Annotated in this window: 19 protein-coding genes; 15 read left to right on the top strand and 4 right to left on the bottom strand. The window is 70.6% G+C overall.

The annotated features are described in order from the left end of the window. Positions 1–15: 15 nt before the first annotated feature. Together dnaJ and OHA72_RS08490 are read left to right on the top strand one after the other, a co-directional pair. Entirely contained in the window at positions 16–1,254 is a 1,239-nt protein-coding gene (dnaJ, locus tag OHA72_RS08485; RefSeq protein ID WP_327007279.1) for a molecular chaperone DnaJ, read from the top strand. Continuing rightward, positions 1,244–1,693: a heat shock protein transcriptional repressor HspR gene (locus tag OHA72_RS08490; RefSeq protein WP_327007280.1), complete on the top strand. Its 450-nt coding sequence runs from the start codon at positions 1,244–1,246 to the stop codon at positions 1,691–1,693. Before dnaJ ends, OHA72_RS08490 begins: the two co-directional genes overlap by 11 nt. Positions 1,694–1,817: 124 nt before the next feature. Here OHA72_RS08490 and OHA72_RS08495 read toward each other — a convergent pair whose 3' ends face one another. Continuing rightward, on the bottom strand, positions 1,818–2,249 hold the full coding sequence (locus tag OHA72_RS08495) for a hypothetical protein (protein ID WP_327007281.1): 432 nt from the start codon (positions 2,247–2,249) through the stop codon (positions 1,818–1,820). 200 nt (positions 2,250–2,449) lie between these two features. Between OHA72_RS08495 and OHA72_RS08500 the strand changes: the two genes are divergently transcribed. The 10 genes from OHA72_RS08500 (at position 2,450) to OHA72_RS08545 (ending at position 12,697) form a co-directional block, all read left to right on the top strand. Next, positions 2,450–3,004, top strand: a complete 555-nt coding sequence (locus tag OHA72_RS08500; protein ID WP_327007282.1) for a DUF1707 SHOCT-like domain-containing protein — start codon at positions 2,450–2,452, stop codon at positions 3,002–3,004. Continuing rightward, positions 3,001–4,146 carry a sialidase family protein gene (locus OHA72_RS08505; protein WP_327007283.1) on the top strand — a complete coding sequence of 382 codons (1,146 nt, stop codon included), beginning with the start codon at positions 3,001–3,003 and terminating at the stop codon, positions 4,144–4,146. The genes OHA72_RS08500 and OHA72_RS08505 overlap by 4 nt, the downstream gene beginning before the upstream one ends. A gap of 73 nt (positions 4,147–4,219) precedes the next feature. Beyond that, on the top strand, positions 4,220–6,814 hold the full coding sequence (gene clpB, locus OHA72_RS08510) for an ATP-dependent chaperone ClpB (RefSeq protein ID WP_327007284.1): 2,595 nt from the start codon (positions 4,220–4,222) through the stop codon (positions 6,812–6,814). 11 nt (positions 6,815–6,825) lie between these two features. Further along, entirely contained in the window at positions 6,826–7,194 is a 369-nt protein-coding gene (locus OHA72_RS08515; protein ID WP_327007285.1) for a hypothetical protein, read from the top strand. A 69-nt stretch (positions 7,195–7,263) separates the two neighbouring features. After that, on the top strand, positions 7,264–7,920 hold the full coding sequence (locus OHA72_RS08520) for a hypothetical protein (protein WP_327007286.1): 657 nt from the start codon (positions 7,264–7,266) through the stop codon (positions 7,918–7,920). A gap of 305 nt (positions 7,921–8,225) precedes the next feature. After that, positions 8,226–9,005, top strand: coding sequence for an SDR family NAD(P)-dependent oxidoreductase (locus OHA72_RS08525; protein WP_327007287.1), 780 nt, complete (start codon positions 8,226–8,228; stop codon positions 9,003–9,005). A gap of 339 nt (positions 9,006–9,344) precedes the next feature. Continuing rightward, on the top strand, positions 9,345–9,884 hold the full coding sequence (gene pyrE, locus OHA72_RS08530) for an orotate phosphoribosyltransferase (RefSeq protein ID WP_327007288.1): 540 nt from the start codon (positions 9,345–9,347) through the stop codon (positions 9,882–9,884). Positions 9,885–9,947: 63 nt separating this feature from the next. Beyond that, positions 9,948–10,328, top strand: a complete 381-nt coding sequence (locus tag OHA72_RS08535; protein ID WP_203848243.1) for an ArsR/SmtB family transcription factor — start codon at positions 9,948–9,950, stop codon at positions 10,326–10,328. Positions 10,329–10,332: 4 nt separating this feature from the next. Next, the gene (locus OHA72_RS08540) at positions 10,333–10,971 is read left to right on the top strand and encodes a class II aldolase/adducin family protein (protein ID WP_327007289.1); all 639 of its coding nucleotides are present in this window, start codon (positions 10,333–10,335) and stop codon (positions 10,969–10,971) included. Positions 10,972–11,020: 49 nt separating this feature from the next. Then, positions 11,021–12,697, top strand: coding sequence for a VWA domain-containing protein (locus OHA72_RS08545; RefSeq protein ID WP_327007290.1), 1,677 nt, complete (start codon positions 11,021–11,023; stop codon positions 12,695–12,697). Between the two features lie 763 nt (positions 12,698–13,460). On the opposite strand, the gene OHA72_RS08550 is transcribed toward OHA72_RS08545, so the two are convergent. Genes OHA72_RS08550 through OHA72_RS08560 form a run of 3 tightly spaced genes read right to left on the bottom strand, consistent with a single transcriptional unit; the run spans position 13,461 to position 18,101 of the window. Next, positions 13,461–14,207: a DedA family protein gene (locus OHA72_RS08550; RefSeq protein ID WP_327007291.1), complete on the bottom strand. Its 747-nt coding sequence runs from the start codon at positions 14,205–14,207 to the stop codon at positions 13,461–13,463. A 25-nt stretch (positions 14,208–14,232) separates the two neighbouring features. After that, complete coding sequence (locus OHA72_RS08555; protein WP_327007292.1) at positions 14,233–16,746, bottom strand: polynucleotide kinase-phosphatase; 2,514 nt, start codon at positions 16,744–16,746, stop codon at positions 14,233–14,235. Beyond that, positions 16,743–18,101, bottom strand: coding sequence for a 3' terminal RNA ribose 2'-O-methyltransferase Hen1 (locus OHA72_RS08560; protein WP_327007293.1), 1,359 nt, complete (start codon positions 18,099–18,101; stop codon positions 16,743–16,745). Before OHA72_RS08560 ends, OHA72_RS08555 begins: the two co-directional genes overlap by 4 nt. Positions 18,102–18,185: 84 nt before the next feature. Here OHA72_RS08560 and amrS point away from each other — a divergent pair, with 84 nt between their 5' ends. The 3 genes from amrS to OHA72_RS08575 all read left to right on the top strand — a co-directional run bounded on the left by amrS (position 18,186) and on the right by OHA72_RS08575 (position 21,092). Then, positions 18,186–19,250 carry an AmmeMemoRadiSam system radical SAM enzyme gene (amrS, locus tag OHA72_RS08565; protein ID WP_327007294.1) on the top strand — a complete coding sequence of 355 codons (1,065 nt, stop codon included), beginning with the start codon at positions 18,186–18,188 and terminating at the stop codon, positions 19,248–19,250. Further along, on the top strand, positions 19,247–20,038 hold the full coding sequence (gene amrB / locus OHA72_RS08570; protein WP_327007295.1) for an AmmeMemoRadiSam system protein B: 792 nt from the start codon (positions 19,247–19,249) through the stop codon (positions 20,036–20,038). The genes amrS and amrB overlap by 4 nt, the downstream gene beginning before the upstream one ends. Positions 20,039–20,174: 136 nt before the next feature. Further along, complete coding sequence (locus OHA72_RS08575; protein WP_327007296.1) at positions 20,175–21,092, top strand: phytanoyl-CoA dioxygenase family protein; 918 nt, start codon at positions 20,175–20,177, stop codon at positions 21,090–21,092. The last annotated feature ends 19 nt before the right edge of the window (positions 21,093–21,111 follow it).

The raw sequence follows: 21,111 nt of genomic DNA on the forward strand, positions 1-21,111 counted from the left end.
GGAGGAGGTGGCGCAATGAGTTCGAAGGACTGGTTGGAAAAGGACTTCTACGCGGTTCTGGGCGTCACCAAATCCGCTTCCACCGACGAGATCAAGAAGGCGTACCGCAAGCTCGCGCGGGAGCTGCACCCCGACCGCAACCCCAACAACGCGGCGGCCGAGGAGCAGTTCAAGGCGGTGTCGGAGGCGTATGACGTGCTGTCCGACGCCGGCCGGCGCAAGGAATACGACGAGATGCGGTCGCTGTTCGGCGCGGGAGCGTTCCGGCGCAACGCGCGGGCCGGTAACCACGGCCCGGGCGGCGGCCCCGGCTTCGACTTCTCCGACCTGTTCGCCAACGGCGCGCAGGGCGGCGCGGCCGGCCCGGGCGCCGGCGTCGGTGGTGACCGCCGCTTCGGTGGCGCGGGCTTCTCGGACCTGTTCAGCTCGATCTTCTCCGGTGGTGGCGGAGCCGGTCCCACGGGTGCGCCGCCCGGGCGCCGCGGCCGCGGCCGCGACGTCGAGACCGAGGTGATCCTCAACTTCGCCGACGCGGTGCAGGGCGCCACGCTGCCGATCACGCTGCGCACGCCGGGCACCTGCGAGACCTGCCACGGCAGCGGCGCGGCTCCCGGCTCCACGCCGCGGACCTGCCCCAACTGCCGGGGCCAGGGTGTCGTCAGCAGCAATCAGGGCTCGTTCAGCTTCACCGAGCCGTGCCGCGAGTGCCAGGGCGTGGGCACGATCGTCGACGAGAAGTGCCCGGAGTGCGTGGGCAGCGGCGGCGTGACCAAGACCCGCACGATCAACGTGCGCATCCCTCCGGGGGTCGCCGAAGGTCAGCGGATCCGGTTGACCGGTCGCGGTGAGCCGGGCACCCGCGGCGGCGCGGCCGGCGACCTGTTCGTGTTGATCAGGGTGCGTCCCGACTCGGTCTTCGGCCGGACCGGCGACGATCTGACCCTGACGGTGCCGGTCACCTTCGCGGAGGCGGCGCTCGGCGCCGACCTGCGGGTGCCGACCCTCGACGCGGCCGTCACGCTGCGGGTGCCCCCTGGCACCCCGAGCGGGCGGACGCTGCGGGTGCGCGGCAAGGGGGTCGCCAGGCGCGACGGGAAGGTCGGCGACCTGCTCGTCACGATCGACGTCCACGTGCCGGCGGAGCTCTCCGACGCCGCCCGGCAGGCACTGTCCGACTACGCGGCCGCGGCGCCGCCGGCTCCGAGGGAGCGGCTCGACGCGATCGCACGGGAGCGCAGCAGCTATGAACGATGAGGAGCGCTTCGACGAGCGCGAAGTCTTCATCAGCTTCGAGGCGGTCTCCGACGCCAAGGTGCTGATCATCTCGATCGCTGCCCGGCTGGCCGGGATGCACCCGCAGACCCTGCGGCAGTATGACCGCATGGGGCTGGTGCAGCCCGGCCGCACCTCCGGCGGTGGCCGTCGCTACAGCGAGCGCGACGTGGCGCTGCTGCGGGAGGTGCAGCGGCTCAGCCAGGAAGAGGGCGTCAACCTCGCCGGCATCAAACGGATCATCGAGCTCGAAGGTCAGGTCAGCGACCTGCGCCAGCGCGTCGCCGACCTGGAGGACGAGCTGATCCGGACCCGGACCAGGCTGGCGCGCCTGGAGGCCAGCGGCTTCCCACGGCGGGACCTGGTGCCGACGCACCAGCATCAGACCGCCCTGGTGGTCTGGCGACCCAGCCAGAAATAGCGTGTTTGCCTCTGCTCGCCGCCGGGCACCAGGTGGGCAGGGAATGGTGTGGTCATCCGGAGGGCTGACCGGATGTTCGCAGGGTGTGGTCACTGCAAAGGGCGCCGTCGCTGACGGCGCCCTTTCAGCTGATCCGGCGCGGTGCGCGGACCAGGCCGCCCTCACACCAGTCGTGATACTCGAACAGCTCGGGCCGGGCCAGCAGCATCCTGGCGTTGTGCGCCCAGATCGTGAGCTGGTCGTCGCCCTGCTCCTCCGCCTGCTCCACGAACTTGCGGAGCCGCCGCTTCGGGTGGGCACGGAAGTGCGTGCGGATGCCGTCGGCGGCGTAGATGTACAGGCAGTGCAGTGCGAACCGGCGGGCCGGGCAGGCCGGGTCCATCGCCAGATCGAACAGCGTGCCGATCAGCCGGTCGCCGGCGACCAGGAGGTCCCAGTCCGGCGGCATGGTCTGCAGCACCGACGCGTCGGGGTGGTAGGCCCACGCGCGCAGTTCTGCTGGAGTAGGGTCCACCGGGTTGGCAAAACCTCGGAATCCCGCTTGTTGCACGCTCACCATCAGCTCCCGTGGCCAGCGGGTATGTGATCGCCAGAGGTCCTGGAGTCGGCGACAACTTAGCCCGCCACCTGGCAACTGCGGAAGAGCCGAAGGGACCGGTTACTCTCCGGATACCGCCATATGGGTGGCTTTACGGTGATAAGTCCCCCGCGATATGGGCTATATCAATGGGTTCCGGCGGGGTCTACAGTGTCGTCGTGAGCACGGACCATCGCGGCATGCGCATCTCCGACGCAGAGCGCGAGCGAGTGGTGGCCCAGCTGAACACGGCCGTGTCCGAGGGCCGACTGACCCTGGCGGAGTTCGAGGAGCGCGTCGACGGCGTCCTGCGCTCCCGCACGTATGGCGAGATCGAGCCCTTCGTGATGGACCTCCCGGTGCAGCAGATCAAGGCGCCGGAGTCCGTCGAGATCCGCAACCGGTCCTCCTCGCTGAAGCGGCAGGGGCGCTGGACGGTCCCCCGCCGGCTGTCGATCACGACCCGCGCCGGCTCCGTGAAGCTCGACTTCACCGAGGCGATCTTCGCCTCCACCTTCGTCGACGTGGTGCTCGAGGCGCAGTCCAGCTCGGTCGAGCTCATCCTGCCCGCCGGCTCCACCGCAGACCTGGACAGCATCGACGCCCACGCGAGCACCGTGAAGTCGCGGGCCGAGCCGTCGGGGCAGGGCGTCACGTTCCGCATCAGCGGCGAGGTCAAGAGCAGCAGCGTCAAGGTGCGCTATCAACGGAGGTTCTGGCGGTGGCGTTGGTGAAGCGTGCAGCGCTGGCCGCCGCTCTGGCCGCCGCGCTGACCCTGACGCTCACCGCCGGGTCCTGCACGCCTGACAAGGAGTCGGCCGAGGAGCCTGCCCCGGACGTCTCCTACCAGGAGGAGCTGCCGCCTGCGCCGGCCGGCTCGGAGGATCCGCGCAACCGGCAGTCGGTGGTCCAGGTGCCGAAGGGCACCTCGCCGCGCGCGGTCGAGTTCGCCGACGCCGACACCGGCTATGCCCTGTTCAGCACGTGCGTCAGCGGACTGGCCTGCCAGGTCGGCCTGGTCATCACGCTCGACGGCGGGCAGTCGTGGGTGGCCCGCAAGGTGCCCTTCGACGACGCCACCGAGGTGGAGATGCGGCTGGGCCGGGGCAACGTGCTGCTGCTGCGCACCGTGCCCGGCGGCTGGTACGTGTCCCGCGACACCGGCCACACCTTCCAGCAGCACCCGCTCATCCCCGCGCCGCCGGAGGTCAACCTCACCGAGCCGCGGTTCAGCGTCGGGTGCCTCGACGGCACGGTCGACTGCGCGGCCAGGCAGCCGATGGAGGTCACCGACGACGGCAAGCGGACCGCGCTGCCCGGCCGTCCCGCCGGCGACCAGCGCTTCACCAGCCTGGTCGCGCAGGGCGACGGCAAGCTGTGGCTGACCGCGCAGGCCGTCGAGACCTCCAACTCGGTGGCGCCGATGATCACGGTCAGCGTCTGGAGCAGCACCGATCACGGCCGCACCTGGCGCGCCGAGGGCACGGCCCGGCTGCCGCAGCACAGCGGGGTGGAGCCGCACGTGGTCGTCGCCCCCGACGGGTCCGACGTGTGGCTCGCGACGAACCAGTACGCCGCCCGCCGCAATGCCGCCGGCGCCTGGGTCGAGGCGAACGCGATGCGCGAGGTCGCCGAGGTGTACAGCGCCGAGGTGCTGCCCGGCGGCCTGCTGCTGATCGCCAGCGGCCAGGGCGTCTGGACGGTCGACGGCGACAAGCGCACCCGTGACCAGGGCGGCCGGCTGGTCTTCCGGCTCCGCCGGCTGTCGGACACCGCGATCCTCGGATATCCGGCGCAGCAGTCCGGCGAGGTGTGGCTCTGCGCGGTGAAGGACAAGAATTGTGAGTGGTCGAGGGTCGCTGTCGCTGCACGATAAGACTTGAGTGGAATAGACTCAACCTCGGGAGTGTCGTACCTGGTGCACGGGTACGAACCGGAACGAGGAGCCGATGAACGCCGAACGCCTGACCACCAAGAGTCGCGAGGTCATCAAGGCCGCCGTTGACGCGGCGAGCCAGCGCGGACACGCGACCGTCGAACCATGGCACCTGCTGCTGGCGCTGCTGGACACGGGCGGATCGACCGCCGCGGGCCTGCTGCGCGCCGTGGGCGCCAATCCGGCCGACATCCGCCGTGCCGCGCTGCACGCCGTCGACCGGCTGCCCAGCGCCAAGGGATCCAGCGTCGTCGAGCCCAATCTGGCCCGCGAGTTCGCCAACGCGATCGCGGCCGCGGAGCAGATCGCGCGCCCGCTCGGCGACGAATACACCTCGACCGAGCACCTGCTGGCCGGCCTGGCCCGCGTCGGCGGTGCGGTCGCCACCCGCCTCAAGGACTCCGGGGCCACCGAGCAGACCCTGATCGCCGCGTTCCCGCAGGTCCGCGGCGGTGACCGGAGAGTCACGACGGCCGACCCCGAGCAGACCTTCCAGGCGCTGGAGAAGTATGGCGTCGACCTGACCCAGGCCGCCCGCGACGGCAAGATCGACCCGGTCATCGGCCGGGACTCCGAGATCCGCCGGGTGATCCAGGTGCTGTCGCGCCGCACCAAGAACAACCCTGTCCTCATCGGCGAGCCCGGCGTCGGCAAGACCGCGATCGTCGAGGGCCTCGCCCAGCGGGTCGTGGCCGGCGACGTGCCCGAGTCGCTGCGCGGCAAGCGCCTGGTCAGCCTGGACCTGGCGGCGATGGTCGCGGGCGCGCAATACCGGGGCCAGTTCGAGGAGCGCCTCAAGTCCGTCCTGGAGGAGATCAAGAGCTCCGACGGGCAGGTCATCACCTTCCTCGACGAGCTGCACACCATCGTCGGTGCCGGCAAGGGCGAAGGCTCGATGGACGCCGGCAACATGCTCAAGCCGATGCTGGCCCGCGGCGAGCTGCGGATGGTCGGCGCGACCACGCTGGACGAGTATCGCGAGCACATCGAGAAGGACCCCGCGCTGGAGCGCCGGTTCCAGCCGGTCGTGGTCGGCGAGCCGTCGATCGAGGACACCATCGGCATCCTGCGTGGGCTCAAGGAGCGCTACGAGGTGCACCATGGCGTCCGGATCACCGACGCGGCCCTGGTCGCCGCGGCGTCGCTGTCCGACCGGTACATCGCCGACCGGTTCCTGCCGGACAAGGCGATCGACCTGGTCGACGAGTCGGCGTCCCGGCTGCGGATGGAGATCGACTCGCGGCCTGTCGAGGTCGACGAGGTCGAGCGGATCGTGCGGCGGCTGGAGATCGAGGAGATGGCCCTGGCCAAGGAGCCCGACGTCGCCTCCGCCGAGCGGCTGCAGCGGCTGCGGGCCGAGCTGGCCGACCGCCGCGAGCACCTGACCGCACTGACCGAGCGCTGGCAGAACGAGAAGCAGCACATCTCCGCCGTCTCCACGATCAAGGAGCAGCTGGAGCAGCTGCGTGGCGAGGCCGACCGGGCCGAGCGCGACCTCGACCTGGCCAAGGCCTCCGAGCTGCGGTATGGGCGGATCCGCGACCTGGAGCAGGAGCTGCGCACCGCCGAGGTGGAGCTGGAGGAGCTGCAGTCCGCCGGGTCGATGCTGAAGGAGGAGGTCTCCGCCGACGACATCGCCGCGGTGGTCGCCTCGTGGACCGGGATCCCCGCCGGCCGCCTGATGGAGGGCGAGACGGCGAAGCTGCTGCGGATGGAGGAGTCGCTGCGCAGTCGGGTCGTCGGGCAGGAAGCCGCCGTACAGGCCGTCTCCGACGCCGTGCGCCGCGCCCGCGCCGGGATCGCCGACCCCGACCGCCCGACGGGCAGCTTCCTGTTCCTCGGGCCGACCGGCGTCGGCAAGACCGAGCTGGCCAAGGCGCTCGCGGAGTTCCTCTTCGACGACGAGCGCGCCATGGTGCGCATCGACATGAGCGAGTATGGCGAGAAGCACACGGTCGCCCGCCTCGTCGGCGCGCCGCCCGGATACGTGGGCTACGAGGAGGGCGGCCAGCTCACCGAGGCGGTCCGCCGCCGGCCCTATTCGGTGGTGCTGCTCGACGAGGTCGAGAAGGCACACCCGGACGTGTTCGACGTGCTGCTGGCGGTGCTCGACGACGGCCGGCTCACCGACGGGCAGGGCCGCACGGTCGACTTCCGCAACGCCATCCTCATCCTGACCTCCAACCTGGGCTCCGAGGTCCTCGCCGACGACCCGACACTGACGACGGAGCAGCGGCGCGACGCCGTGATCGCCTCGGTGCGGCAGCACTTCAAGCCGGAGTTCATCAACCGGCTCGACGACATGGTCGTGTTCGACGCGCTGTCGCCCGCCGACCTGCGCGCGATCGTCGACATCCAGCTCCAGGCCCTCGCCCGTCGCCTGGCGGACCGGCGGCTGGCGCTGGATGTCACCGACGCCGCACGTGACTGGCTGGCCAGTCTTGGGTATGACTCCGTGTATGGCGCCCGCCCCCTGCGGCGCCTGGTGCAGACCTCCATCGGAGACCAGCTCGCCAAGGCGCTGCTGGCCGGCACGATCCGCGACGGCGACCGCGTCGTCGTGGACCTGGCGGACGACAAGAAGGCGCTCGCTGTCAGCGCCGGATAAGGACGAGGGCGATGCTGTGGAAGAAGAACGGTGCGTTCGATGAGGAACTGCGCCAACTCGCCGACGCCGACACCCTGGCGTTCGGCGGGGTCGGCATCGCCGGCACGCTCCTGCCGGCCACCAAGGCGTATTTCGCGGTCGAGGAAGGTCTCCGCCGGCACGGCGCCGAGCTGCGGCCCAAGCTGGAGGCGCTCCTCGACCGCGCCAAGCCCGCCGGGCGGCTGTATGCGGCCGAGCTGCTCACCCACGTCGACGCCGACGCGGGCAGGGCCGCCTGGCAGCGCCTCGTCCGGCAGGATGCCGAGGTCACGACGTTCAGCGGCTGCATGATGGGCACCACCACCCTCACCCGATATGCACAAGATCGCCTCAACAACTGAGGACTGTGGCTGCGGTAACGGCGCGACATCGATACGGTTGATCCTCAAGGTTTCCTGGGAGGAGATCCGATGGCATTCGCCGACCCAGCGTCTGGGCCGCGTGCCCGACCGTCCACCGTCAACCTGGCCGTCAACCTGCTCTACGCGGCGGCCGGGATCGAGCTGATCAACATCATTCTGTCCCTGGCATACTCCGGCAAGATCGCGGAGGGCACGAAGAACGCCGTCAGAGGCACGTCGCAGGAAGACGCCGGCCTGAGCGCGGGCGTCACCACCACCATTTCAGTCGTCATCGGCGTGCTCATCATCGCGCTGCTGGTCCTGCTGGCGGTCTACGTCGGCAAGGGCAAGCAGGTCGCCCGCATCCTGACGTGGGTCCTCGGCGGCATCGCGGTGTGCTGCACGGTCTCGGTGTTCGGTCTGTCCTTCGTCGGCGAGGCCGGCTGGAACGAGGCCCGCAAGACCGACCCGGACCTGCCGACCTACGACCGCTACATGGAGCTCGTCTACTCCGAGGTGCCCGGCTGGTATCAGCCGCTCACCACGGTACTGGGCATCCTGTTGGTCGTGGCGATCCTGGGCGCGATCGTGCTGCTGGCGCTGCCGGCGTCGCACCCGTACTTCCGCAAGGTCGAGCAGCAGTGGGAGCCGCCGGTGCCCGGCACCGGTGACCCCGGCTACCCGCCCGCGGGTGGGCCGCCGAACCAGCCGCCACCGACGGTGTGAACAAGGAAGGCCCCGGGCAACCGGGGCCTTCCGCGTATGGTGCCGGCATGACCGGACCGGAGCGCAGCGGAGGGGCCGGGCATCGGCAGTGCAGTCCGTCGTGCGGACGCTGGAGCGCAGCGGAGGTGGCAGCATGACCGGACCGGAGCGCAGCGGAGGGGCCGGGCATCGGCAGTGCAGTCCGTCGTGCGGACGCCGGAGCGTAGCGGAGGTGGCAGCATGACCGGACCGGAGCGCAGCGGAGGGGCCGGGCATCGGCAGTGCAGTCCGTCGTGCGGACGCCGGAGCGTAGCGGAGGTGGCAGCATGACCGGACGGCCAGTCGCCCTCATCACGGGCGCCACCGCGGGCATCGGCGCCGCGTTCGCGCGCGAGCTCGCGAAGACCCACGACCTGGTGCTGGTCGCCCGCGACCGGGCCCGCCTCGAGGCGATGGCGGCCGAGCTCGGCGGCGCCGAGGCGCTGCCCGCGGACCTGTCGACGCCGGAGGGCTGCGACCTGGTCGCGGCCCGGCTCGCCGCCACCGACCGCCCCGTGGACCTGCTGGTCAACAACGCGGGGATGAGCCTCAACACGTCGTTCCTGCGTTCCACGGTGGAGCGGGAGGAGTTGCTGCTGCGGCTCAACGTCAACGCCGTCATGCGGCTCACGCTCGCGGCGCTGCCCGCCATGACCGCCCGCGGCAGGGGCGACATCATCAACGTCTCCTCGGTGTCCGGGTTCGCCGCGATGATGCCCGGGTCCACGTATCCGGCGAGCAAGGCGTGGGTCACCAACTTCAGTGAGTCGACCGGGCAGCTGGTACGGCCGATGGGCGTCCGCGTGATGGCGCTGTGCCCCGGCTACACCCGCACCGAGTTCCACGACCGGGCCGGCATCGACATGTCCAAGACGCCGCCGTGGCTGTGGCTGGACGCCGGACGCGTGGTCCGCGACGGGCTGCGGGACCTGAGGAAGGGCAAGCTGGTCAGCGTCCCCGACTGGAAGTACAAGATGGTGGTCTTCGGGGTGCGGCACGCCCCACAGGGCCTGCTGCGGCGCGTCTCCAGGAGCACCAGGAGCCGCATCGGCCGCGGTGATCATTGAGTGGGACGAGCATTGAGCATGATTGACGTCACGGTGCGGCCAAACGGTTGGAAATCGACGGCGAAGGGTTGAGCCCTCGCGCGACCGGGCCAGATTTACAGCATTCGCGCTGGTCAGGGCCTATGTGAGAGGTCTGCGGCAAGCGGCGGAATCGGTGAAACCAACGCGAATCTCCCTCATATGCACTTCGTTGACCCCTGTCACCATCACCCCTCGCGTCACTCGTGGTGATCGCTGCGATCACCTTCGTATTCCTCCTCGTCCCCTTGACGGACCTATATTTCTGCGAGAGTGCGGGTCATCGATTCGCTCGGGAGATTTAGCGCGTACGCTTCGGTCATGACCGACCGTGACGACCTGCTGAAACTCGTGCGAGACCTGGCTGTGGTCCAGGGGCGAGTGACGCTGTCGTCCGGACAACTAGCCGACTGGTATGTGGACCTACGTCGCTTGACGCTGCACCATGCTGGTGCGCCGCTCGTCGGCCGGGTGCTGCTCGATCTGGTCGCCGACTGGGATTTCGACGCTGTGGGAGGGCTGACCCTCGGCGCCGATCCGGTGGCCACCGCGATGCTGCACGCAGCTGCCGCGCGGGGGACGGGACGCAAGCTCGACGCGTTCGTCGTCCGGAAGAGTGACAAGGCTCACGGTCTTCAGCGGAGGGTCGAAGGACCCGACGTTGCGGGCCGCCGTGTGCTGGCGGTCGAAGACACCTCCACGACAGGAGGGAGCGTTCTGACTGCCGTAGAGGCGTTGCGCGAGGCCGGCGCTGAAGTCGTCGGTGTCGCGGTTATCGTCGACCGTGGGGCGGAAAAGGCGGTCCGCGCCGCGGGGCTGAGCTATCGCTCAGCATTTTCGTTGGCCGACCTCGGCCAATAGGGCTGAAAAATTGTCGATTCGGACCTGCGTATATGCAGGCGGGTCGATGGTGTTGGTGGAAGGATGGAATACGTGGGAACTGCGCTGGCTGAGATGACCCTGCCCCAGATCTCGCCGCTTGCTGGCGAGCCGATTGACCGCGCCGATGCCGAGCGTCTTGCCGGCGTCCTGAAGGCACTTGCCGACCCTGCCCGACTCCGGCTCCTGAGCCTGATCCAGTCGGCGCCGGACGGCGAGGCGTGTGTGTGTGACCTGACGGCCCCGCTCGGGCTCTCGCAGCCCACGGTGAGCCACCACCTGCGAATCCTGACCGAGGCTGGGCTGCTGGAGCGCGAGAAGCGGGGTGTCTGGGCGTTCTACCGCCTGGTGCCCGCCGCCATCGGCACCATCGCCGACCTTCTGACGCCGCCGCGCAAGCGGGCGACCAAGAAGGCACCTCGGTAGGGCTTTGTTTCACCGGCCCGACGATCTGCGCGACCAGCTTGCCCTGCTTGGGCAGGCGGTCGTGCAGGCTGGGCTCGTCGTGGGCTCGGGCGGCAACCTGTCCGTCCGAGCACCCGGCTCCGACGAGTGCTGGGTGACGGCCGCCGGCACCTGGCTCGACGGGCTGTCCCAAGACTCGTTTGTTCGGGTCCGAATCAGCGATGGCGCGGTACTTGACACAGCCGCCGCGCCATCTTCTGAGATCGGGCTGCACCTGGCGACCTACCGCGTCCGGCCCGACGCCAACGTGATCGTCCACCTGCACCCGCAGACGGTGCTGCTGCTCGACGCGATCGGCGAGCCCATCCGGCTCGTCACGACCGACCATGCCTTCTATCTGCGGCAGGTCGTGACCACCCCGTTCAGCCCGCCCGGCGACGCCCGGGTCGGCGAGCTCGCCGCGGCCGCCTGCGCCGGCGGCGTCAACTGCGTGATCCTCTCCCACCACGGCTGCTCGGTGATCGCCGACTCGGTCGAGCTGGCACACAAACGCGCCCTCTATCTCGAAGAGGCGGCGCAGTTGACTTACCGAGCGTTAACCCTGGGTCGCACGCTGCAGCCGGTGCCGACCGAGTGGCTCGACCGTCCCTCCGCAACCGTGTGACCTGCGCTTACACTCGTCCGATTGCACGGACGAAGGGCAGGGTGAGCACGTGGAGCAACGCCGGGGACGCTCGCTGCGGGCACCGTTGGCGATCGTCGGTGTGCTGGGCCTGATCGGCGGCACCGTCATCGCCGTGCGCGCCATGGCCGGCGGCGACGGCAACTGCGACGGCGGCGTCAAACTCGTCGTGGCGGCCGCGCCCGACATCGCACCCGCCGTCCGTGACGCCGCCGCCCGCTGGAGCGCCACCAAGCCTCAGGTCAGCGGCGACTGCGTCCAGGTGCAGGTGCGCGCCGCAGAGCCGGCCAACGTCGCCAACCAGCTCGCCGCCCGCGCCGGCGGCGCGATCAACGTGGCCGCCACGGCCCTGCCCTCACCGGCCGACGCCGACGTGCCGACCGTGTGGATCCCCGACTCGACCGCGTGGATCGTGCGGATGCAGGCGGTGAGCCGCGAGGCCTTCGAACCCGACGCCACCTCCGTCGCCGCCAGCCCGGTCGCCCTGGCCGTGCCCGACCAGCTCGCCAACGCCCTCACCAGCGGCGGCACGGCCGGCGCGCCGCAGGTCGCGGCGCTGCTCACCAAGGTCGCCGGCAAGCAGGTCCAGCTCGCCGCCGTCGACCCCCGCCGCAGCACCGCCGGTCTCGCCGGTGCCGGCCTGCTCTACGACTCGATCGTCACCGATCCCAAGAAGCTCGTCGACGTGGTCAAGGCCTACCGGTCCATCGCCGTCGCGGCGGACCAGGCCGCGCTGAACAAGAGCACCGGCCCCGCCCAGGTCGCGCCGATGAGCGAGCAGGCGGTCATCGCCTACAACGCCACGAACCCGGCCGCGCCACTCACCGCACTCCAGGTCGATCCGGCGGTCACGCTCGATTACCCGTACGCCATGATCAGCGGCAAACCCAGAGCCAACCTGGAAGCGGCGGCCCTCTTCCGCACCGCCCTCGCCGCCGACGGCAACCGCGACCTCTTCGCCAGGCTCGGCTTCCGCGCCGCCGACGGCTCGACCAGCGCCGGCTTCCCCGCCGGCCGCGGCGCCGCCACCGCCCCCGTCATGGTCAAGCCCCTCACCGAGGCGCAGAAGATCAACGACATCCTGGGGTACTGGAACGCCACCACCGCCCCGTCCCGCGTCCTGACCCTGGTCGACGTCACCGCTTCGATGAACCGGGCGATGGCCGGCAGCGGCTCACCGTCGCGCCTGCAGGTGCTGCGCAAGACCGCCACCGACGGGCTCGGCCTCTTCACCGACGACAGCGAGCTGGGCCTGTGGGCCTACGCATCCGGCCTGCCCAGCGGCAAGGACTACCAGGAGGTCGTCCCCCTCAACCCGCTCAACCAGGGCCAGCGCGCCAGGCTGACCACGGCCGTCGCCGCCACCAAGGCCGTCGGGACGGACGTCTGCGGCCTGTACGAGACGGTGCTCTCGGCGTACAAGGCGCTGAAGGAGGGCTACAAGGAGGGCCGCTCCAACACGGTCGTCGTCTTCACCGACGGCGCCAACTCGAAGCCCGGGATGAGCCTGGAGACGCTGAAGCTGGAGCTGGAGCGCGCGACGGACCCGACCCGCCCGGTCCGCGTCGTGCTGCTGGGCGTCGGCCCGGACGTGCGGCAGCAGGAGCTGGCAGAGATCGCCGCCGCCACCGGCGGCCGTTCCTTCGTGGTGACCGACCCCGAGCAGATCGGCAACATCTTCCTGCAGGCGTTGATCAGGACCAACTGAGCTGTTTCGCTGGTTCCCTTTCGTCCTGGTTCGCGTGCGTGGTCATCATGCCCGTGATAGAAAATCCAGCACGGCTGCGGCCGTTCGTGGTTCCGCGTAGCCTTCGGCGGCGTGAACGGGTAGCGCGGTCGCCGTTCGTGCCGTAGTTGCGGTGATGCCAAGCCATGTCCGCGCTCACATGGTCCTGCGCCGTCGAGCGCGTCATTCGGTGGTGCCACACCGTCGCTGGTTCCAAGGCGCCGACAAATCACCCGTATCGCAGCGCCTGCTTCGCCCCCGTCAGGATCCATCAACCCGTGCGCGTGATCGAAGGACCGGGATGGTCGTCCGGGTGGCCATGGTCGTCCTTCGATCATGAGCCGGGGCCGAAGATCGCCGTCCGGAGCGTGGTACTCCCTGGTCCAGTCATCGACTCCGACCACCTTCTCGTGATCAAGCCTCGTCGAGGTCGTCATTCGGTGGTGCCACACCGTCGCTGGTTCCAAGGCGCCGACAAATCACCCGTATCGCAGCGCCGATTTCGCCCGCGTCAAGATCCCATCACCCGTGCGCGTGATCGAAGGACCGGAACGGTCGTCCGGACGGCCATGGTCGTCCTTCGATCATGCGCCGGGGCCGAAGATCGCCGTCCGGAGGGATGGATCTGGCGTCCGGACGGCCACGCAGTGACTTCGATCTGCCGGCCTGCAAAGCAAGCGACCCGGCCGCCGAGGGCGTCCGGGTCCGCTGTTCGAGTGAGAGGTCGAGGGTCGAGGGCCGAAGGTCAGTCGGCGGCGCGGTGGGCGCCGGTGCGGCCGTCCTCGACCGGCGCGGTGGGCAGGCCCTTGTTGCGGCGACGCTCGCGCCAGCCGCGGAAGATCTCGATGAAGATCGGCATCGCGGAGATCAGCACGATCAGCAGGACCGCCGGCAGCAGGTACGTGTCGATCTTCTCCGGCGGGATCAGGTCGCTGATCTGCTTGGCGAGGGCGTAGCCGGCGAGCAGGATGCCGTCGGTCCAGAGGATGCCGCCGACCACGTTCCACATGAAGAACTGCTTCGCCGGCATGCCGATGGTGCCGGCGACCGGGTTGAGGAAGGTGCGGACAATCGGGATGAACCGGGCGAGCACCACGGCCTTGGCCGGGCCGAACTTCACGAAGTAGTACTCGGCCTTCTCGACGTACTCCTTCTTGAAGAGTTTCGAGTTGGGCCGGTCGAACATCCGGCGGCCATACCTGGCGCCGAGGTAGTGGCCCAGCTGCGCACCGGCGATCGCACATAGTGGCGCGCCGATGAGCAGCTGGGTCAGGCTCAGCTTCGTGCCGAGCAACTCCTGCGCGACGGATGACGCTCCGACGCCGGCCAGGAACAGCAGGGAGTCTCCTGGGAAGAAGAAGCCCACGAGCAGGCCCGTCTCCACGAACATGATGATCCAGACGCCGATCACACCGAACGTGTTCAGCAGACCCTTCGCGTCGAGCGGGTTGAAGGCGAGCAGCTCGCCGACGGCGCGAGTCTTTTCTTCCATGGCGAACCAGGGTACGTGAGCCCGGCTACAAACGGGGATCGACTGGCTCGCTTTCACAGGCAAGCACGGCAAACACCAGCTGATGGACGGCCCGCCCGGAGCCGCCGGCGGCGAGCAGGTCCAGCGCGGCGAGGCCCAGACCCTGCTCGCGCAGCGCGAGGTTGCGCTTGCGCTGCAGCCCACGGGCCCGCAGCCGGTCCAACCGCGAGAGGTAGTCCGGGCCGTAGATGATCCGCAGGTATTCCCGGCCGCGGCACTTCAGGGCCGGCTGCACCCGCGGACCCGCGTCGACCGCCGGCTTGAGCACCATGCCCTCCCCGCCGGCGCCGGTCAGCTCCAGCCACCACTCGGTCGCCGCCGCGACGTCCGTGGGCGACGCAGGGTCGACCACCAGCCGCCGGGTCGGGGCGAACAGCTCCGAGGCCGCAACGAGCCGGTCCAACAGTGCCAGGTGCCATTCATGATCCTGGCGCAGATACGAGTGGCCCTCGCCGGCCAGCACGTGGAACGGCGCCAGCCGCAGCCCGTCGAGGCCGTCGGTCGGCCAGCAGTACCGCCGGTACACGTCGGTGAACGCCGCCATCGACGCCTCGCGGTCGACGAACCGGGCCAGCAGCGAGGAGACGTCGATGCCACGGGAGGAGGCCGCCGACAGCGCCGCGCGAGCGACGGGCAGCGCGGCACCGGCGGCAGCGGCGACGCCGGCGTACTGCTCCCGGATCAACGGCTCCGCCTTCGCCGACCACGGCAGGACCTCGGCGTCCAGGAGCAGCCAGTCGGTGCCCAGCTCGTCCCACAGGCCGGCCGTACCCACGGCGTCCCGGACCCGGTCCAAGATCTCCGACTCAAGCGACGGGTCCAGAAAGAACGGCCGACCGGTCCGCGTGTAGACCGTCCCGGAGAGGCCGGACGAGATGCCGAACCGTCGCTCGGCGGCGGCAGGGGACCGGCACACGACCAGCACCGCCCGTGAGCCCATGTGCTTCTCCTCGCACACCACCCGCGGTACGCCTGCCGCCGCGTAGTCCGCAAGGGCCTCCACCGGGTGCTCCAGGTAGCCCTCGACCTTCGACGTCGACGCGGGCGCCATCGTCGGCGGCAGCCACACCAGCCAGCGGGGGTCGACCGCGAAGCGGCTCATGACATCGAGGGCCGCCGCGGCGTTCTCGGCCGCGACCGTCACCCGGCCCGCGGGCGTCACGAGGGTGCGCCGGCCGATGACGTCGGCGACGTCCAGCCCGTATTCGGATGACGTCGGTACGACCAGCGGTCGCACCGGCTCGTAGTAGGTGCGGACGGCCGGCACCGACACCAGTTCCCGGGACGGATACCGCAGCGCGGTCAGCGAGCCGCCGAACACGCAGCCCGTGTCGACACAGATCGTGTTGTTGACCCACTCGGCCGTGGGGGTGGGCGTGTGCCCGTAGACGACTGTGGCCGCGCCCTTGTACTCCTCCGCCCACGGGTAGCGCACCGGCAGCCCGTACTCGTCGGTCTCGCCGGTGGTGTCGCCGTACAGCGCGAAGGACCGCACCCGGCCCGACGCCCGCCCGTGGTAGGCCTCCTTGAGCCCGGCGTGCGCGACGACCAGCCGCCCGCCGTCCAGCACGTAGTGGCTGATCAGCCCGTCCAGGAAAGCGGGCACCGCCTCGACCAGGTCGGGGTCGGCGGCGTCGAGCTGGTCCAGGGTCTCCTGCAGGCCGTGCGCGACGCGGACCGTGCCGCCGCGCAGCTTGCGCAGCAGCTTCGCCTCGTGGTTGCCCGACACGCACAGCGCGTGCCCGGCCGCGACCATGCCCATGACCAGACGCAGCACGCCGGGGGAGTCGGGGCCGCGGTCGACGAGGTCGCCGACGAACACCGCCGTGCGCCCGTCCGGGTGGTGCGCGTCGACGGCCCGTTGCGAAGCGTCGCGGCCGACGACGTAGCCGAGCCGGTCCAGCAGCAGCTCCAGCTCCTCGCGGCAGCCGTGCACGTCGCCGATGATGTCGAACGGCCCGGTCAGGTCCTTCTTGTCGTTGTAGAGCTTCTGGTACACCATGACCGCCGCCTCGACCTCGGCCACGTCACGCAGGACGTGGACCTGGCGGAAGCCCTCGCGGCCGAGGGACCGCAGCGAGCGGCGCAGGTCGCGGTGCTGCCGGGACAGGACCGGCCGGCCGAAGTCACGGTCGGGCCGCAGCTGCGTCCGCGCCCAGCACTCGCCCTCCGGCACGTCCAGGACGATCGCGACGGGCAGCACGTCGTGCGCGCGGGCCAGGTCGACCAGGGCCTTGCGCGCGTGCGCCTGCACGTTGGTCGCGTCGACGACGGTGAGCCTGCCCGCCCGCAGCCGCTTGCCGGCGATGTAGTGCAGCGCGTCGAACGCCTCCGCCGACGCGGACTGGTCGTTCTCGTCGTCGGCGACCAGCGCCCGGAACGCGTCGGAGGACAGCACCTGCGTCGGGGCGAACTGCCGCCGGGCGAACGTCGACTTGCCGGAGCCGGAGATGCCGACCAGCGCCACCAGGCACAGTTCGGGGATCGTCACCGTGGTCACTGCTTGAACACCGCCATCTGGGTGGATGCGCCGACTGATGGGTCTTCCTCGCCGATGCCGTGCCGGGTCACGGTGTAGCCGTACCGCGCGGCGACCTCGTCGCACCACGCGCCGAACTGCGCACGGTCCCACTCGAAGCGGTGGTCGTGATGGCGCAGCCTGCCGTGCTCGAGCAGGCCCGGATACCGGACGTTGTACTCGACGTTGGGGGTGGTCACGACGACCGTCGCCGGCGCCGCGTGGCCGAACACGCTCGCCGCGAGCGCCGGCAGCCGCGGCGGGTCGACGTGCTCGATGACCTCCATGAGGACGGCCGCGTCGAAGCCGCGCAGCCGGTCGTCGCGGTAGGTCAGCGCGGTCTGCAGCAACCGGATCCGCGCCTGCTGCCGCTCGGGGAGCCGGTCCAGCCGCAGCCGGCGGGCCGCCATGTCCAGCGACACGGTCGAGACGTCGGCGCCGACGATCTCGGTGAAGCGCCGGTCCCGGATCAGCTCGCCGAGCAGCGCGCCGGGCCCGCAGCCGAGGTCCAGCACCCGGCTCGCACCGGCCTCGGTGAGCTGCCGGACGACCGCGGCGCGGCGCAGGGACGCGAGGGACTCGGGCCGGGGAGGAGGCTCGCCGACGGAGTCGGTGTCGACGCCATCCGAAAGCCGGGACAGCGCCTCGTTGGTCAGTGACGTGCGGTGTGCGAGGTACCGCCGGGCGATGACCGCCTTCGCCGGGTGCTCCGCCAGCCACCCGGTCCCGGCCCGCAGCAGCTTCTCCACCTCGTCGGAGGACACCCAGTAGTGCTTGGCGTCGTCGAGGACCGGCAGCAGCACGTAGACGTGGTTGAGCGCGTCCGCGAGCCGGAGCGTGCCGCGCAGCGTCAGGTCGACGTACCGGCTGGCACCCCACTCCGGGTGCGCCGTGTCCAGCGGGACCGGGGTCGCCTCGACGGCCCAGCCGAGCGGCTCGAAGAAGGCCGCCGCGTCGCCCTTGCAGCGCAGCGCGGGGATGCGCAGCTCCAGCGGGATCGGCCCGGCGGCGAGCTCCGGCCGGTCGCGTGAGTCGCCGCGCAGCGCGGTGCGCAGCACCCGGCCCATCGCCGCCGCCAGCAGGCTCGACGCGGCGTACGGCCGATCGTTGACGTGCTGTCGCAGCGTGAACGTGTCGGGCTGCCGGGACGGTCGCGCCGCGGCCGGATCGGCCTCCAGCAATAGCGCCGCGGTGCAGCGGTCCTCGGTCGCCTCGGGGTAGAAGACGTGCGCCGTGCCGCCGCTGACCTCGAACGACTGCAACCTGTCGGGATGCTTCACGAGCAGGTAGCCGAGGTCCGTCGCGGGGTGATGGGTGGTGGTGATGGTCAGGAGCACCCGGCCATCGTCGCGCCCGGATTATCGCTGGGTCAGGCGGTTTTGCGCGGCGTACAGTCAGACCCGCGGCGTAGAGTCGAACTCATGGCGACGGTGCCGACCGTGCACTGGCACCGGTTGGCTGACGGCCGGGTGCAGTGTGACGTCTGTCCCAGAGCGTGCAAGCTGCACGAGGGGCAGCGCGGCTTCTGCTTCGTCCGGGAGCGCGCCGGCGACGAGATCGTGCTCACCACCTATGGCCGCTCGTCCGGGTTCTGCGTCGACCCGATCGAGAAGAAGCCGCTCAACCACTTCCTGCCAGGCTCTCCCGTGCTGTCGTTCGGCACCGCCGGCTGCAACCTTGGCTGCCGCTTCTGCCAGAACTGGGACATCTCCAAGAGCCGCGAGATCGACACCCTCGCCGCGTCGGCCGGCCCTTCGCAACTCGCGGCGGAGGCGCTGCGGCTCGGGTGCCGGTCGGTCGCGTTCACCTACAACGACCCGGTCATCTTCATGGAGTACGCGATGGACGTCGCCGACGCCTGCCGCGAGGTCGGGATCAAGACGGTCGCGGTGTCCGCCGGGTACATGAACCCGGCGCCGCGCGAGGAGTTCTACCGGCACATCGACGCCGCGAACATCGACCTGAAGGCGTTCAGCGAGAGGTTCTACGAGAAGGTCACGTTCGCCCGGCTCGACGCAGTGCTGTCCACATTGGACTACCTGCACGGCACCGACGTGTGGCTGGAGATCACGACGCTGCTCATCCCGGGCCAGAACGACGGCGACGACGAGCTGCGCCGGCAGTGCGACTGGCTGCTGGAGCACCTCGGCACCGACGTCCCGCTGCACTTCTCCGCGTTCCACCCCGACTTCAAGATGCGCGACATCCCGCACACCCCACCGGAGACGCTGCGGCGGGCGCGCCGGATCGCGCTGGACGCCGGCCTGCGGTTCGTCTACACCGGCAACGTGCACGACCCCGACGGCCAGACCACGCGCTGCCCGGGCTGTGCCGAGCCGGTCGTCGTCCGCGACTGGTACGACCTGCGCGCCTACCGGCTGACCGACGACGGCCGGTGCGTCCGCTGTGGACATCAGCTGCCGGGCGTGTACGACGGCCCGGCCGGCGGCTGGGGCAGGCGGCGGCTGCCGGTGGTGCTGCGATGACGGCCACGAGACCCACCGCGGTCGCGGGCACCTTCTACCCGGCCGACCCCGCCGAGCTCGCCACGATGCTCGACGCGATGCTCGATGTGACGAACGACGCACCGGCGCCGGACGGCACCGCGGTCGCCTACGTCGTGCCACATGCCGGCTACCGCTGGTCAGGTCCGACCGCGGCCCGGGTCTACCGCGAGCTGCGCGAGGGCGTGCAGCCGTTCGAGCGCGCCGTCGTGCTCGGGCCGGCGCACCAGGTGGCGCTGCGCGGCGCCGCCGTGCCGACCGTGGCCGCCTGGGCGAGCCCGCTCGGGCCGGTCGACATCGATCAGGAAGCCGGCCGGCTGCTCGTCGCGCGTGGCCTCGCGGTCGCCGACGACCGCCCACACGCGCCCGAGCACTCCATCGAGGTGCAGGTGCCGTTTCTGCTGCGCGTACACCTGCGGAAAATGCTGCCCGTGCTGGTGGGGCCGGGCGATCCGGACGCGACCGCCGCGCTGCTGTCCGCGGTCGCCGGACCCGGGACGGTGGTGATCTGCAGCACCGACCTGTCGCACTACCTGACCGAGGCGGAGGCGCACAGCCGCGACGCCGCGACCGCGGCGGCCATCGGCGACCTGGCACCGGAGCGCATCGGCGAGGGCGACGCCTGCGGGCGGCACGCGCTGCGCGGGCTGCTCACGTGGGCCCGCAACAGCGCGCTGCGGGTCGAGCGGCTCGCGCTCGCCACGTCCGCGGACACGGGCGGGCCGAAGGACAGGGTCGTCGGCTACCCGGCGTTCCGCATTTCTGAATAGACGTCGAAGGAGGGTTCATCCGTTGCACGCGGAATGTCCAGAAACTGCGGCACGAACGGGCGACCACGGTCGTGGAGGGCGGTCACGTCTGGAGCGGTGAGGGCGCCTGCGGACGGCGCCGGAACTGGAGACGGGGATGTCAGCGATTGCGACAGCGCCGGACAACGGCACCGCAACCTGGGCGCCGATGACCCGCGAGCAGCGCGAACAGTTCGACGCGGACGGCTACCTGGTGCTCAAGGGCGTGCTCAGCCCGGACGAGGTGCGCCACTACGCGTCGGTCCTCGAAACCGCGCACCAGCAGCACCCCCGTGCCGCGGACGGCTCGTTGCACCTGCTCAGCCCGGTCACGAACTACCCCGACCTGGTCGACCTGATCGATCACCCGGCGACGTTCCCGCTGGTCTGGTCGATCCTCGGGTGGAACGTGCACATCTACCACTCGCACCTGGACGTGCACCCGCCGCTGGCGGCGCCGAAGCCCGACTGGTGGCACTGGCACCAGGACGGCGGCCGGCAGAACCGCGAGCTGGAGACCGACCCGCGCCCGCGGCTGTCGGTGAAGCTCGCCTACTGGCTGTCCGACGTGTCGGAGACCGGCCGGGGCAACCTGACCCTGATCCCCGGCAGCCACCGCACCAACTGGCTGCCCGGCCCGCCGACCCGCGACGTGCCGTGGCCGACGCCGGACGGCGCGCGGCAGGTCACCGTCGACGCCGGTGACGTGGTGTTCTTCGACCGGCGGATCTGGCACGCCCGGTCGGACAACCTCTCCGACATCACGCGCAAGTGCGTGTTCCTGGGCTACACCTACCGCTGGATCGCCATCCGCGACGACGTCGCCGGCCTGCCGTCGCGACCCTGGTGGTCCGGGCTGAACCCCGTCCAGCAGCAGCTGCTCGGCGGCGTCGGCAACACCGGCGGCGGGCACGGCGCCGACAACGGCACCGACGGGGATCACCACTGGGGCCACTACCCGCAGACCACGCCGCTGTACGAGGCCCTGCGCGACCGCGGACTGTTGGATCCCAACCACCCTCCGCTGATTCCCTGACGCGTCGCAACAGTTCCTC

The organism is Dactylosporangium sp. NBC_01737, from assembly GCF_035963215.1.
Taxonomy (GTDB): Bacteria; Actinomycetota; Actinomycetes; order Mycobacteriales; family Micromonosporaceae; genus Dactylosporangium.

What these genes read in the sequence shown, in the direction of transcription:
- amrB (WP_327007295.1), top strand. Translation starts at nt 19,247, where the DNA reads ATGACGGCCACGAGACCCACCGCGGTCGCGGGCACCTTCTACCCGGCC.
- OHA72_RS08535 (WP_203848243.1), top strand. Translation starts at nt 9,948, where the DNA reads ATGGAATACGTGGGAACTGCGCTGGCTGAGATGACCCTGCCCCAGATC.
- OHA72_RS08490 (WP_327007280.1), top strand. Translation starts at nt 1,244, where the DNA reads ATGAACGATGAGGAGCGCTTCGACGAGCGCGAAGTCTTCATCAGCTTC.
- clpB (WP_327007284.1), top strand. Translation starts at nt 4,220, where the DNA reads ATGAACGCCGAACGCCTGACCACCAAGAGTCGCGAGGTCATCAAGGCC.
- OHA72_RS08515 (WP_327007285.1), top strand. Translation starts at nt 6,826, where the DNA reads ATGCTGTGGAAGAAGAACGGTGCGTTCGATGAGGAACTGCGCCAACTC.
- OHA72_RS08525 (WP_327007287.1), top strand. Translation starts at nt 8,226, where the DNA reads ATGACCGGACGGCCAGTCGCCCTCATCACGGGCGCCACCGCGGGCATC.
- OHA72_RS08550 (WP_327007291.1), bottom strand. Translation starts at nt 14,207, where the DNA reads ATGGAAGAAAAGACTCGCGCCGTCGGCGAGCTGCTCGCCTTCAACCCG.
- dnaJ (WP_327007279.1), top strand. Translation starts at nt 16, where the DNA reads ATGAGTTCGAAGGACTGGTTGGAAAAGGACTTCTACGCGGTTCTGGGC.
- OHA72_RS08575 (WP_327007296.1), top strand. Translation starts at nt 20,175, where the DNA reads ATGTCAGCGATTGCGACAGCGCCGGACAACGGCACCGCAACCTGGGCG.
- pyrE (WP_327007288.1), top strand. Translation starts at nt 9,345, where the DNA reads ATGACCGACCGTGACGACCTGCTGAAACTCGTGCGAGACCTGGCTGTG.
- OHA72_RS08520 (WP_327007286.1), top strand. Translation starts at nt 7,264, where the DNA reads ATGGCATTCGCCGACCCAGCGTCTGGGCCGCGTGCCCGACCGTCCACC.
- amrS (WP_327007294.1), top strand. Translation starts at nt 18,186, where the DNA reads ATGGCGACGGTGCCGACCGTGCACTGGCACCGGTTGGCTGACGGCCGG.